We start from the raw sequence: 13,761 nt of genomic DNA on the forward strand, positions 1-13,761 counted from the left end.
GAGCCCCAGTCGGGTCACAAAAAGTCGAACAGCTATTGTTTGACTTTTTTTTGTTTTAGGCCACGTGGAGAAATTGGTAGACTCGCCATCTTGAGGGGGTGGTGTCGCAAGACGTGTCAGTTCGAATCTGATCGTGGTCACATTTAAAAGAGCAAATTCTATTGGATTTGCTCTTTTTTTATAAAGTTTATTTCCAAAAAAGACATTGGTAAAGTTATTTTATTAATTTTGTTTAACTAATTCAAACAAAAGATGAACAACGTTAAAAGTGTTTTTAGTATCAAAGATTTGGAAAATCTTTCAGGAATTAAAGCTCACACAATTAGAATTTGGGAAAAAAGATATAGCATACTTGAGCCTATGCGCACCGAAACCAATATACGTCTCTACGATTTAAGCAACCTACAAAAGCTCTTAAACATAACGTTATTACACAATTACGGTTACAAAATTTCTAAAATATCAAAACTTTCAACAGAAAGAATCCCGCAATTAGTTAATGAAATCATTTCTGAAAAAAGTGCTAAACATCATGCAATTAGTTCTTTTAAAATGTCAATGATGAATTTTGATCAGGCACTTTTCTTTACTACTTACAACAAATTACTTTCAGAAAAGTCATTCAGAGAAATTTTCTATGAAGTTTTTATACCATTAATTCAGGAAATAGGCCTGCTTTGGCAAACGGATACCATCACACCAGCTCACGAACATTTTATCTCATACCTCATCAAACAAAAAATATTAACCAATACAGAAAAAGTTCAAACCCTCGAACCCACACAACCCGACAGAGTTTTTGTATTATATCTACCCATGAATGAAATCCACGAATTGGGGTTAATGTATTTGAACTATGAAATTTTAAATTTAGGTTACAAAACTGTCTATTTGGGGGAAAGCGTTCCGATTGACAGTTTAAAAGATATGAAAAAACACTTTGACAATATCACCTACTTGTGTTACATGACTGTAGAACCTAATAAATCTGAAATCAATAATTATATCAAAACCTTAAAGCAAGAAGTTTTGGACGAATCTTCCAATTTGTGGCTAATTGGCCGAATGATTGAAAATATTGATATCAAATTAATTACAGAAAAAACCACTACATTTAGTTCGATTAAAGAATTAGTTGAAAATATATAAACAAAACTTTTATTTTGTTTAACTTTTGCATACTTTTGTTAAACAAATATGAAAAAAGAAATTAAAATAATCGGTTCCGGATTTTCCTCACTTGCAGCTGCATGTTATCTTGCTCAACAAGGACATGTTATAACAGTGTACGAAAAAAACGCAACGATTGGCGGAAGAGCAAGACAATTAAAAAAAGACGGATTCACTTTCGATATTGGACCAACGTGGTATTGGATGCCCGATGTTTTCGAAAGATTCTTTGCCGACTTTGGCAAAAAACCTTCCGATTATTACGAGTTAATTAAACTTTCTCCAGCTTATCAAGTGTATTTTGGTGTTAAAGAATTTGTAACCATCGCTGATAATCTTCCGGAAATCATCACCACTTTTGAAGCAATTGAAAAAGGCAGCGGTCAAAAATTAGCTTCCTTTATGAAAGAAGCGCAGAGTAATTATAATATAGCCATCAAAGATTTGGTTTATCGCCCTGGCGTTTCCCCTATGGAATTAGTTACTTTGGAAACAGCAAAAAAAGTCAATCAATTTTTTGGCAACATCTCTAAAGACATTCGTCGCCGATTTAACAATACCAAACTAATCCAAATTCTCGAATTTCCCGTACTTTTCCTTGGAGCTAAGCCCTCTGATACGCCATCGTTTTATAGTTTTATGAACTTTGCCGATTTTGGTTTGGGCACTTGGCATCCAAAAAACGGAATGTACAGCGTGATTTTAGCTATGGAAGAATTAGCTAAAGAATTAGGCGTGGTAATTCATACCAATGCCAATATTGAAAAAATTATAGTCGAAAACGGCTCTGCTACCGCTATAAAAGTTAATGGAAAAACGGTAAAAGGAGATGTCATTTTGAGCGGTGCCGATTACCATCATACGGAGACTTTATTAGATGAAAAATACAGAGCGTATTCTGAAAAATATTGGGAAAAACGAACTTTCGCACCGTCATCACTTTTATTCTACGTTGGTTTTGACAAAAAGATTGAAAATGTAGAACATCATTCCTTATTTTTTGATGTAGATTTTGATGTACATGCAGCAGCTATTTATGACACACCACAATGGCCGAAAGAACCTTTATTTTATGCTAGTTTCCCTTCGAAAACAGATGACAATACAGCTCCCGAAGGTAACGAAGCCGGGATTTTCTTAATTCCTATTGCACCCGGACTAAAAGACACTCCCGAATTGAGAAATTTGTATTTTGAAAAAATAATTACGCGTTTCGAAAAACTGACACAACAAACTGTAAAAAACAATGTTATCTTTAAAGAATCGTTTTGCGTAAATGATTTTATAAAAGATTACAATTCGTATAAAGGGAATGCGTATGGACTTGCCAACACCTTACTGCAAACTGCTTTTTTAAGACCCAAATTGAAAAGTAAAAAGGTGAAAAATCTCTATTTTACCGGACAATTAACCGTTCCCGGACCTGGTGTTCCACCATCATTAATTTCAGGAAAACTTGTTGCCGAACTCATTCAAAAAAATCTATAAACATGAAATCAATTTTTGACACCATATCTTTCGATTGCAGTAGAAACGTGACTAAATCATACAGCACGTCTTTTTCGGCAGCCGTAAAGATGTTAGCGCCGAGCATTCGTCAGGATATTTATAATATTTATGGGTTTGTTCGCTTTGCCGATGAAATTGTAGATACTTTCCACGATTACAATAAAGAACAACTTTTTGATATGTTTGAAAAGGATTTGGCGAATGCTTTAGAGAACAAAATCAGTTTGAATCCGGTGTTGAATTCCTTTCAGCATACAGTTCATAAATACAATATTCCCCAAACCATGATTGCGGCTTTTATGAAAAGTATGAAATTGGATTTACATAAAACCGAATATAAATCCTATGATGAATACAATGAATACATTTATGGTTCAGCCGATGTGGTTGGTTTGATGTGTCTGAAAGTGTTTGTCAATGGCGATAATAAAAAGTTTACTGAATTAGAACATTCGGCTATGCGATTGGGTTCTGCTTTTCAGAAAGTGAATTTTTTGCGAGATTTGAAAGCTGATTATGAAGATTTGAATCGAACTTACTTCCCAAATACTGATTTATCAAAGTTAGATGAACATTCCAAAAATGAAATCATCAAAGAAATAGAAGCCGATTTTCAAGCGGGATTTGAAGGGATTTTGAAATTACCTTTAGAGGCTAAATTTGGCGTATATACGGCTTATGTGTATTATAAAAAATTGCTTTCTAAGTTGAAAAAAACACCTTCGATGGAAATCAAAAACACTAGAATCCGAGTACCTGATTATGAAAAATTTGGACTTTTAGCTCGATGTTATGTCAATTATCGTTTAAACTTATTATAAAATTATGCTCCTACACATTATAGTTTTTTTTGCTACATTTTGCTTCATGGAATTTATGGCTTGGTTTAGTCACAAATACATTATGCATGGTTTTCTCTGGAATTTACATGCTGATCACCACAAAAAAGACCACGATTCTTGGTTCGAGCGCAATGATGCTTTCTTTATTTTTTATGCCGTTGTTAGCATTGGCTTCTTTTTACTTTGGCAAAACAACATACTCGAAATTGGTTTAGCAATCGGACTAGGAATTTTTGCTTACGGATTAGCTTATTTTACCGTTCATGACATTTTTATTCACCAAAGGTTTAAATTGTTCCGAAATGCCAACAATCGCTATGCAAAAGCTGTTAGAAGGGCGCACAAAATGCACCACAAACATATTGGCAAAGAACATGGGGAATGTTTTGGAATGCTCATTGTTCCGTTTAAATACTTTAAAAAATAAAAAAGTCCCGAGTAAATCGGGACTTTTCGTTTTTAACTATTAACCTCAGTAAAATCATTTTTATTTTTTCATCAAAGCTTCTAAAGGCTTTAATTGGTCCATGTCAATATTGGCAGATTGCAAGATGGAAATCATATTCATAATATTATTCGGATTCATGTCATTGCCCAAAATCCTCACAACGGCAAAACCATTGTCTTTCTTTTTACCAAATAAAATAAACTCATCTATATTATCCTCGTCTCCCACAAAACTGATTGAAGCACCATCTTTACCTGAACCCACTTTCATTAGCTCCTGATACTCTTTGCCTTTTAATATTTGTGTTAGCTTTTTACTTTCAGCTTCGTATTGCGCTTTGTTCTTATCATCTAATTTGAAAGCTAAAATATTCATCTTATCAAATGATTCCAAAGCTGTTTTTTGGTCAGAAGTTAATTTAGCTTTGTCAACATTAATAATATTTGGGGATACATCAAGGGCAACAAAATCTTTGTCCTCTGACTTCTCTACAAAATACTTTTGAAGACTTGGTTCACTATTGCAACTCAGCAACAACATTGAAGCTAACATTGCGATGAAATAAATAAGTTTCATATCTTATTATTTTGCGCCTTTCGGGCCTTTTGATCCTTTAGAAGCTTTTTTTAAATCATCGCCGCCCGGTAATTTCATTTTTTCTGTCAAAACCGAAAGTTCGTTCAGATCAAAATCGCCTGTTAATGACATCAAAACAGTTTCTTCTTTGCCACTGCCTTCTACAAACATTAACAACTCTTTCACTTGTGAGTCTGTCGCACCGGATTTTACATAAATTTTTACGCTTTTCCCTTTCTCGTTGATCCGCATTAATTCTTCTAAAGCAGATGTTTTAACATATTTATCAGATACCAATTTCATCTCATCTGCTTTCTTGTCGTTGGTAGTTACAAATACTTTTAAGTTGTCTAATTTTTTAATCAAATTGACATACTGTTGGGTTTCCTTATCTTCTACTTTCATTTTGCTTAATAAAGTAAACATCTTTTTGTTGACAATTACTGTCGTAATATCGTCTTGATTGTCAAATTTATCAAAAACAGTTTGAGCAAAAATGGTACTCGTTGATAATATTACTACTAATGTTAAAATTAAATTTCTCATGATTTCTTGATTTTTTTTTATTTAAAAACTTTGTTTTTTGATTGTTCGTATTCATTTAAATATTCCATACTCTCGATGCCTTTATTTACACTTTTAGAAATCAAAGCCAAGGCTTTTTGGGTTTCTCTAAAAGCAACTTCAGGATCATCATACGTTCCTAAATCTTCTGATACAGGTTGGTTATAATGATTAAAGGTAAATAAACCCACACTCAACAAAACCGCTACAGACGCTGCAATTGATAACCAAACTACGCTTTTGCGTTTCTTAGTGTTTAACGGAATCGTTGCGATAAACTGCTCTTGTTTTGCTTGTATAGCATAACCGAATATAGGTTTGAATTGTTCCAAATGCTGCGCAACATCTGAAGAAGCAAAATAGTTTTTCAACTCTTTTTCTTCGGCTATAGTGGTTTCTGCTTCGAAGTATTTTTCTAATAATTTTTCTATGTTATCCAATGCCATAATGATGTGTTTTTATCATGTTTTCTCTTATCGCTTTTCTTGCTCTTGACAAAGCCGTGCGAATAGCCGACTCATTCATTTCTAATATCTTGCCAATTTCTTCAAACTCCATTTCTTCAATGTCACGCATTTGAACAATCAATTTTTGTTGTTCTGGCAAGTTATTCATTATTTTTTCTACCCAATTCCAAGTGTCACGATCTTCTACTTTTTGTTGTAAACCGGCTTCTCTGTCGGTGAAATTGTTGTGCACAATCTTCATATTGCTGGCGCGTTTCGACTTTAATTGATCCAAACAATAGTTTTTGGTCATTGTCATTGCGACAGCTTCAACACTTTTGTATTCATCCAGACTTTCATTTTTGTTCCATAATTTCACCAAAACTTCCTGAGTGGCATCTTCTGCTTCTTCCGTACTAACGAGCAATCGCTTCGCCATTCGAAAGACTTTATCCTTAAACGGATTCACGAGTAGCATAAACTCATTTTGGTTCATTGGAACTATCCTTGGTTAATGGTTATAGGGTCAAGACGACTCATAATTTTATTTGTTACAAACAAATTACAATTATTAATCTAAACTTAGTAAATTTACGTTTATTAAATAAAAAGCTGCTATGAAAAACTTATTGAAAACCATTTTTTTGTTATTCCTTTTTGTGCTTCCCTCGGGATGTGAAGATATGGATGACAATGCTGTTCCTAGTGAACTTGCTGTAAAAGACTTTGTTTGGAAAGGCATGAACTTATACTATCTGTGGCAAGAAGACGTCCCTGATTTAGCGGATGACCGATTTGCCAATCAAACTGATTTAAATGATTTTTTAGCAGATTTTGAAACTCCGGAAGGCTTATTTAGTGCTTTACGTGTTAACAATTCCATTGATAGATTTAGTGTAATTTACAGTGATTACGATGTTTTAGAAGGTGTTCTTTCAGGAAACACTTTGAACAATGGAATGGATTATGGTTTAAAGCACATCAATGGCACTACTAATGTATTTGGTTGGGTTAGATATATTATTCCGAATTCTGATGCTGCTACTAAAGACATTCAGCGTGGTGATGTTTTTTATGCAGTTAATGGAATTCCATTGACCGATGATAATTATCGAACACTCTTATTTAGTAGTAATGAAACCTACACGATTAACTTGGCCAGTTATAGTATAGACAGTAATGATTTTGTTACTATTACGCCTAATGGCCAATCCGTTACTTTGACCAAAACGCCATTGGCTGAGAATCCTATTTTATTAAGTACCGTAATCAATCAAGACGCACACAACATCGGATATTTGATGTACAACGGTTTTTATTCCAGTTATGAAAACCAATTGAATGCGGCGTTTGGCAATTTTCAAGCACAAAATGTAACTGATTTGGTATTAGATTTGCGCTACAATTCAGGCGGTTCTGTAAGTACAGCTACCAAATTGGCGAGTATGATTACAGGACAATTTACCGGACAACCATTTGCCAAACAACAATGGAATGCCAAAGCACAAGCCTATTTTGAAAGCAACAATCCGGGAAGTTTGATTAACAAATTCGTAGGTGGATTGAATAGCTTAAATCTGAATAAAGTTTACATTTTAACCTCTAATTCTTCGGCCTCGGCAAGTGAATTGGTGATTAATTGTTTGAAACCTTACATTAATGTGGTACAAATTGGTGACACTACTACCGGAAAAAATGTAGGTTCAGTGACTTTATATGATTCACCTACTTTTGCCAAACAAGATGTAAACCCAAGACATAAATATGCCATGCAGCCTATAGTATTGAAAATCGTGGATAAAAATGGTTCTGGCGATTATACTGCCGGAATTATCCCAACGACTTTACTACCGGAAAACTTAGGAAACTTAGGGATTTTAGGCAACGTAGACGAGCCATTATTAAATGCAGCTATCAATCAAATCATTGCTAGTGGCAAACGTTTACCGGAAGTACCAAACTTCATAGAACGCGACTTTACTGATGCCAAAGCAATTAATCCTTTGAGAAGCGAAATGTATGTGGAAAGGAAATAATAAACCCGCGTAGAAGATCAAAAACCTAACCACATGAAATTAAAAATTCTCCTTCTTTTACTCTTAATTAGCCTCTTGGGTAATGCTCAAATAGTGTCGATACCGAATGCAAATTTTAAAGCTATGCTCATATCTGCTAATTATAACAATCAAATAGCTAAAAATTTATTGGGGAATTATTTCAAAATTGATTCAAATAATGATGGTGAAATTCAAGTGAGCGAAGCTTTACAAGTAAGCTATATTTATTTAGAACCTTATAATATTGCTTCAATAGAAGGCATCAATAGCTTTACTAACTTAGTCACTTTTAATTGTACTTCAAACGGCATCGGTTTTTTAACCTTAAATGGTTTGGTAAATCTAGAATCGTTGACGGCAAACTATTGTAACCTTACCGGTTTTTCTATAACAAATTGTCCCAACCTAGAAGCGATTAACTTTAATTATAACTTTCTAACCAATGCCGATTTTAGTTCGTTCACACAATTGCAAAGTATTGGGTGCAACAACAATAATTTAACTTCTATAAATGTATCCGGATTAACCAATATGACTTCTCTGGCCTGTACATATAATCAATTAACGGCCATCGATGTTCAGGGATTAACAAATTTGAATGCTTTGCACTGTAACAACAATCAAATAACCAGTTTAAATTTAGATGGATTGCAAAATTTGCAAAGTGTACAATGTAGTTATAATGCCTTGACATCAATTTCATTAACAGGCTGCAGTTACCTACAATATATTTATGCCAGTTACAATCAATTAACTTTTGTAGATGCAAATCAGTGTACTGCTTTGCTAAACCTAAGTTTAATCAATAACACTCCATTAGAAGCCATACTTATAAAAAATGGAAGAACAGAAAATGTAGGTTTAAATGGCAACACCAACATCCGATATGTTTGCTGCGATGATTTTGAAATAAATAGCGTAACCTCTAACGTTAGTCTGTATTCTCCCAATTTTGAAATTAATACGTATTGTACTTTTGTTCCAGGAGGTACTTATTATACGATACAAGGAAATAATCGATTTGATGTCAACAATAATGGCTGTACTGTTTCAGATCCGGTGTACCCAAATTTTAAGATTAACTTCTCACTTGGAAGCATAACCAGTACATTAATACCCAACAGCACCGGAAATTATTCTATTCCGGTCGGCACAGGCACCTTTACGCTAACTCCGATTGGATATAACCCAAACTATTTTAATGTAAGTCCAACAACTGCTACGGTTACATTTCCAACTCAAGCATCGCCTGCTATAAGAAACTTTTGTATTACACCCAATGGAATCCATAAAGATGTAGAGGTTATTTTAATCCCTTTAAATTTTGCCGTTCCTGGTTTTATTGGAAATTACAAATTGGTTTACAAAAACAATGGAAATGTAACTGTCGATGGAACTATAAAATTTAATTACAATACCAATGGAATAGTTCAGAATTTAGTCTCTTCTAATCCAACGGTTTTTAGCGCAAATGCTACTGAAATCATTTGGAATTACAGCAATTTACAACCGTTTGAAACCAGAGAAATACTTTTTTCAATGCAATTGAATTCTCCTTTTCAAATACCACCCGTAAATGCCGACGATCAATTAAATTTAAATGCCGAAATTACTCCTTTGAGTGATGATGAGTTTACCCCAGATAATTATTTCTATCTCAAACAACTGGTCCGTAATTCTTTTGACCCGAATGACAAGACGTGTTTAGAAGGCTCAACAATACCGCCCGATATGGTAGGGAAATATGTTCATTATCTTATTCGTTTTGAAAATACCGGAACAGCAGAAGCTCAAAATATAGTGGTAAAAGATATTATAGACACCAACAGATTTGATGTCAATTCACTGACTCCAATAAGTGGAAGCCATTCATTTGAGACCAGAATATCAAACACCAATAGAGTAGAATTTATCTTTGAAAACATCAATCTGCCTTTTGATGATGCTACTAACGATGGCTATGTGGCTTTTAAAATTAAAACAAAACCAAATTTAGTTGTTGGAAATTCTTTTAGCAATTCAGTCAATATTTATTTTGATTATAATTTTCCCATAGTAACCAACAATTATACAACTACAATTCAAAACCCATTAGAAATTAATCAAAACGAACTTCCAAGTATAAGGTTTTATCCCAACCCGGTTAAAGATATATTACATTTCAATACAACAGAAAATGTAATGAAAATTACAGTATATGATGTTGCCGGAAGAATAGTAAGTTCTAATGCCGTTATTGAAAACAAAATAGATTTAAGTGGCTTGAAAAACGGTAATTACATACTAAAAATAGATACCGAAACCGGAACAATGCATACTAAATTGATTAAAGAATAACTTTTTCACCTCACAAAATCTTTCCACTTCAAAGCAATAAAAACAAAAAAGGCTAACCTCACAGTTAGCCTTTTCACCACAATTATATAAAGTGTATAACACTACTACAAAACAATGTTCAACCCCAACTTGAAATTTCTTCCTCGAGTGGAGTAACCGATATTTTCCACGAATTCTTCGTTTAAAATATTAGTAACCGAACCAAAAACAGTCAATCGGCTCTTGATTAATTCATATTTTGCTAAAGCATTTACCAATTGGTATGAATCCAATTTCACAATGGTAGTACCAAAAGTATTGCCATCAAAAAACGCGTCGTTTCTAGCATCAAAATATTGGTAATTTATATTGAATAAAGTTCTTGGCGTTGGTTGAAAATCAAGACCTGCATTGGCTTTGTGTTTTGGAATCAATCGATCTAATGCTTTGTCCACTTGCGTAAAAGTATAATTGGCATTAAACCTTAATTTAGAAGTCAAATCAAAAGTTACTTCGGTTTCAACTCCTTTGGCTTTGTTTTTCCCATCAATATTCACATAATAAGCTTCGAACGTATTGTTGTCAAAAAAGAAATCAAACGAATTGGTTTGATCACGATAAAAAGCCACCGCATCCAATTTCACTTTTTTATCAAACAATTGCGTTTCAAAACCTGCTTCAAGTGTTGCATTTTTTTCCGGCGTTAACTCGGCATTGCCATATTCTGAATACAATTGGTACAAACTTGGCGTAATATAAGCCGTGCTATATGAAGCCACTAATTTCAAAGGAAAGCTTGTTTTGAAATTATAAGACGGATTAAAATTGTACACAAAATTATTACCATACGCACTGTGATTGTTCAATCTCGCTCCGGCATTTATGTTCAAACCAAAATCAAAACCATACACCAAAGTCGTGTAACCGTCAAGAATGTTGAATTTTGTCGCTTTCTCATCAATAGTTGAAAACGGAGTTTGCCCCAACATATCATTAAATTGATAATTCACACCCAGAATTACGGTTAAATCTTTGCTGACATTGTATTTGTTAAAACCATCAACAACCACACTTCTCGACTCGTACAAAGAATAATCAGTTGTGCCTGAAAAAGTATTCAATTCATTATAATCACGAGCAATTCTGGTAAAACCAGAGTTGAGCACAAACTCACCTTTGTTGTATTTGAATTTCGGAGAAAAACCAAAACGAACTTGCTCTGAAGTAGTGGTATTCACATTAGTATCATTAAAACCGGTATTGTCAAAAGTTAAGTCAAAGCCATTTTTTAACTTGTCATAGTTTCCAAAGAAATCTAAAATCAATTTATCAGTCGCTTTATAACCAAACTTAGCAATCACATTTTGTCTTGAAAATCGATCATCTTCATATTTCACCGATTCGCTTGGCGAAACAATTTGAGACATATTTCCGGTTTCGGTACTGTTGAATCCGGCGAAGTAATTGACTCTTTTGTAGTTTCCGTTTACCGAAATCCCTTGGTTGAAATCTTGTCCGTTATACTTTTCATTATCAGAAGTATTATTGGAACCAATATTAAGGTAAGCATTGCCTTCAATCACTTTTTTAGTCGATTTTTTCAAAGTGATATTAATCACTCCGGTTGCGGCACCGGTTCCATAAAGTGTACTCGCCGCACCTTTCATGACCTCAATTCTTTCCACTTGTTCTACTGGAAGCAAACGCAAATCATACTCCAAACTAATACCCGAAGCATCTGTCACCGGAATTCCGTCTATCAAGATTAAAACTTGTCTGTTTTTACCACCGCGAATGTAGTACCCTAAGTTTTTCCCATTTGCCGATTGGTTTCCGTTGATTTCAACGCCGGTTACTTGGGATAAAACCGTGGCCAAACTTTGCCCAGACTTTTTCTCTAAATCCTTAGCCGAAATCACTTCTATAATTTTTCCTGATTTTTCTTGGCGCTGCGCAAATTTGGTGTCAGAAATGACCACTTCTTTCAATCGATTCACATTGGTAGAATCCTGTTCTTGCGCATAAGCACAAGTGTTTAGCAAAGCCAAAATAGCTACTGCTCTAACTGTTTTTTTCATTTTTTAATTCAACAATAATTTGATAATCTTGGGAGAAAAGCATAGAATTTACCCATACCCAAACCTTTTGTCCCGAAAGTTTGTTACTCGATGAAATAGGCAGGTCTCCTGGCTTGCGTCTTGTTGTTGACCTTCTCATCCCTATATCGGAACAATGGTGTTGTAGAGAACAACAAGCTTGATAGCTTACAGTTGCGGGAACAGCTTTAGATTTAGAATGTTAGATTTTTAGATAATTAGATTTAGATTAATTCCTAATTCGTAATTATCAATTCGTAATTCTTCACTAAATTCCCTTTTAATGCGATTTTGAAAAACAGAAATCGCAACCTTAATTCGGGTGCAAAGGTATAAGAATAAAAGAAACTTGAACAAGAAGTTGTAAAAATTATTTCTCTTTTTTCTTAGAAAACTTGATAATCAACCAAATAAATCCGACCAAAAAGTGAAGTAGAATAATACCGCCAACGAGGTACATAAAAGAATTAGAATTGTCTCTCATGACTTAATTTTTGAGATAAAAATACAATATATCATTATTTGGTTTTGTATCAAATGTTACATGAGATGTAATTGTAAGCAACAATCTTATACTTTTGCAAAAACAATTTGATGAAAACCTTTTATAAAGCCATACTGCTCATATTTATTTCTGTTTTATTTCTGCAATGCAAAAACGATTCGAAATCAGTATCGACTATTTCTCCTGAAAATACCGTCCAATATGCCAAAGGTTTTTCCATTCAAACTTATGATGGCTATTCCGTAGTAACGGTTCAAAACCCTTGGCCAAAAGCTACTAAAACCTATAAATACATTCTTAAAGAAAAAAACGGAATTGTTCCGGACAGTTTGCAACAAAACATTACCATTTCGGTTCCGATTAAAAACATCGTAGTGACTTCCACCACGCATATTCCATCATTGGAAATGTTGAATGAAGAAAATAGCTTAATTGGTTTTCCGCATTTAGATTATATCTCTTCCGAAAAAGTGAGAGCGCGAATTGATGCCGGAAAGGTCAAAGAACTCGGTAATAACCACGATTTAAATACCGAAGTCATTCTCAATTTACAACCCGATGTGATTATCGGTTACGGTATTGACAACAACAATCCGACTTTAGATAACTTACAAAAAAGTGGTTTGAAAGTCATGCTCAATGGCGATTGGAATGAAGAAACACCCTTAGGCAAAGCCGAATGGATTAAATTTTTCGGTGCGTTATACGGTAAACAAAAAGAAGCCAATAAACTCTTTACCATAATTGAAGAAGATTATCTAAAGACTATCGAGATGGCAAAAATGGCTACCACTACTCCAACTATTTTAGCCGGTGACATGTTTGAAGACCGTTGGTATTTACCCAAAGGTACTAGCTGGGGAAGTTTGTTACTCAAAGAAGCCAAAGGCCATTATTTATGGCAAGAAACCAGCGGAACCGGAAGTTTGTCTTTATCCTTTGAAACCGTTTTTGAAAAAGCTCAAAACGCTGATATTTGGATTACTTCTGGACAATTTGCTACTTTAAAAGAAATGACGGATGTTAATCCACACTACGCGCAGTTTGCCGCATTCAAAAATAAAAATGTATATTCGTTCAGTGGCAAAAAAGGAAAAACAGGCGGGATTTTGTATTATGAATTGGCACCCAACCGACCCGATATTGTGTTGAAAGACATTGTCAAAATTTTACATCCTGACTTGTTGCCAAGTTACCAACCTTTCTTTTTTGAGAAGTTAAAATAGAACCCG

12 protein-coding genes, 1 tRNA gene and 1 riboswitch are annotated in these 13,761 nt (G+C 34.1%); of the genes, 8 read left to right on the forward strand and 5 right to left on the reverse strand.

Annotated elements, in window-relative coordinates; genetic code table 11:
* Positions 1-58: 58 nt before the first annotated feature.
* The 5 genes from B3C16_RS10015 (at position 59) to B3C16_RS10035 (ending at position 3,948) form a co-directional block, all read left to right on the forward strand.
* A tRNA-Leu gene (locus B3C16_RS10015) sits at positions 59-140 on the forward strand.
* Positions 141-252: 112 nt separating this feature from the next.
* A complete protein-coding gene (locus B3C16_RS10020; protein WP_121313326.1) occupies positions 253-1,149 on the forward strand; it encodes a MerR family transcriptional regulator in 897 nt (298 codons plus the stop codon).
* A gap of 48 nt (positions 1,150-1,197) precedes the next feature.
* The gene (locus B3C16_RS10025; protein ID WP_291131322.1) at positions 1,198-2,658 is read left to right on the forward strand and encodes a phytoene desaturase family protein; all 1,461 of its coding nucleotides are present in this window, start codon (positions 1,198-1,200) and stop codon (positions 2,656-2,658) included.
* A 2-nt stretch (positions 2,659-2,660) separates the two neighbouring features.
* Positions 2,661-3,500, forward strand: a complete 840-nt coding sequence (locus B3C16_RS10030; RefSeq protein ID WP_121313322.1) for a phytoene/squalene synthase family protein — start codon at positions 2,661-2,663, stop codon at positions 3,498-3,500.
* 4 nt (positions 3,501-3,504) lie between these two features.
* The gene (locus B3C16_RS10035; RefSeq protein WP_291131324.1) at positions 3,505-3,948 is read left to right on the forward strand and encodes a sterol desaturase family protein; all 444 of its coding nucleotides are present in this window, start codon (positions 3,505-3,507) and stop codon (positions 3,946-3,948) included.
* Between the two features lie 60 nt (positions 3,949-4,008).
* On the opposite strand, the gene B3C16_RS10040 is transcribed toward B3C16_RS10035, so the two are convergent.
* The 4 genes from B3C16_RS10040 to B3C16_RS10055 are packed head-to-tail and all read right to left on the reverse strand — an operon-like array spanning position 4,009 to position 6,051.
* Entirely contained in the window at positions 4,009-4,545 is a 537-nt protein-coding gene (locus B3C16_RS10040; RefSeq protein WP_121313318.1) for a DUF4252 domain-containing protein, read from the reverse strand.
* Positions 4,546-4,551: 6 nt separating this feature from the next.
* Entirely contained in the window at positions 4,552-5,091 is a 540-nt protein-coding gene (locus B3C16_RS10045) for a DUF4252 domain-containing protein (RefSeq protein ID WP_121313316.1), read from the reverse strand.
* Positions 5,092-5,108: 17 nt separating this feature from the next.
* Positions 5,109-5,555, reverse strand: a complete 447-nt coding sequence (locus tag B3C16_RS10050; RefSeq protein ID WP_121313314.1) for a hypothetical protein — start codon at positions 5,553-5,555, stop codon at positions 5,109-5,111.
* Complete coding sequence (locus tag B3C16_RS10055) at positions 5,542-6,051, reverse strand: RNA polymerase sigma factor (RefSeq protein ID WP_291131327.1); 510 nt, start codon at positions 6,049-6,051, stop codon at positions 5,542-5,544. The genes B3C16_RS10050 and B3C16_RS10055 overlap by 14 nt, the downstream gene beginning before the upstream one ends.
* Before the next feature lie 121 nt (positions 6,052-6,172).
* On the opposite strand from B3C16_RS10055, the gene B3C16_RS10060 reads away from it, so the two are divergent.
* The gene (locus B3C16_RS10060; protein ID WP_291131329.1) at positions 6,173-7,591 is read left to right on the forward strand and encodes a S41 family peptidase; all 1,419 of its coding nucleotides are present in this window, start codon (positions 6,173-6,175) and stop codon (positions 7,589-7,591) included.
* 123 nt (positions 7,592-7,714) lie between these two features.
* Positions 7,715-9,949 carry a DUF7619 domain-containing protein gene (locus tag B3C16_RS10065; protein WP_291131331.1) on the forward strand — a complete coding sequence of 745 codons (2,235 nt, stop codon included), beginning with the start codon at positions 7,715-7,717 and terminating at the stop codon, positions 9,947-9,949.
* 104 nt (positions 9,950-10,053) lie between these two features.
* On the opposite strand, the gene B3C16_RS10070 is transcribed toward B3C16_RS10065, so the two are convergent.
* Positions 10,054-12,006, reverse strand: a complete 1,953-nt coding sequence (locus B3C16_RS10070; protein ID WP_291131333.1) for a TonB-dependent receptor plug domain-containing protein — start codon at positions 12,004-12,006, stop codon at positions 10,054-10,056.
* Between the two features lie 81 nt (positions 12,007-12,087).
* Positions 12,088-12,355, reverse strand: a riboswitch (cobalamin riboswitch).
* 263 nt (positions 12,356-12,618) lie between these two features.
* Here B3C16_RS10070 and B3C16_RS10075 point away from each other — a divergent pair.
* Positions 12,619-13,755, forward strand: coding sequence for an ABC transporter substrate-binding protein (locus B3C16_RS10075; RefSeq protein ID WP_291131336.1), 1,137 nt, complete (start codon positions 12,619-12,621; stop codon positions 13,753-13,755).
* Positions 13,756-13,761: the final 6 nt, after the last annotated feature.

This window comes from Flavobacterium sp. UBA7682 (assembly GCF_002482945.1).
Lineage (GTDB): Bacteria > Bacteroidota > Bacteroidia > Flavobacteriales > Flavobacteriaceae > Flavobacterium.

Coding starts and splice junctions, on each gene's coding strand:
- B3C16_RS10020 (WP_121313326.1), top strand. CDS start 253: ATGAACAACGTTAAAAGTGTTTTTAGTATCAAAGATTTGGAAAATCTT.
- B3C16_RS10025 (WP_291131322.1), top strand. CDS start 1,198: ATGAAAAAAGAAATTAAAATAATCGGTTCCGGATTTTCCTCACTTGCA.
- B3C16_RS10030 (WP_121313322.1), top strand. CDS start 2,661: ATGAAATCAATTTTTGACACCATATCTTTCGATTGCAGTAGAAACGTG.
- B3C16_RS10035 (WP_291131324.1), top strand. CDS start 3,505: ATGCTCCTACACATTATAGTTTTTTTTGCTACATTTTGCTTCATGGAA.
- B3C16_RS10040 (WP_121313318.1), bottom strand. CDS start 4,545: ATGAAACTTATTTATTTCATCGCAATGTTAGCTTCAATGTTGTTGCTG.
- B3C16_RS10045 (WP_121313316.1), bottom strand. CDS start 5,091: ATGAGAAATTTAATTTTAACATTAGTAGTAATATTATCAACGAGTACC.
- B3C16_RS10050 (WP_121313314.1), bottom strand. CDS start 5,555: ATGGCATTGGATAACATAGAAAAATTATTAGAAAAATACTTCGAAGCA.
- B3C16_RS10055 (WP_291131327.1), bottom strand. CDS start 6,051: ATGAACCAAAATGAGTTTATGCTACTCGTGAATCCGTTTAAGGATAAA.
- B3C16_RS10060 (WP_291131329.1), top strand. CDS start 6,173: ATGAAAAACTTATTGAAAACCATTTTTTTGTTATTCCTTTTTGTGCTT.
- B3C16_RS10065 (WP_291131331.1), top strand. CDS start 7,715: ATGCTCATATCTGCTAATTATAACAATCAAATAGCTAAAAATTTATTG.
- B3C16_RS10070 (WP_291131333.1), bottom strand. CDS start 12,006: ATGAAAAAAACAGTTAGAGCAGTAGCTATTTTGGCTTTGCTAAACACT.
- B3C16_RS10075 (WP_291131336.1), top strand. CDS start 12,619: ATGAAAACCTTTTATAAAGCCATACTGCTCATATTTATTTCTGTTTTA.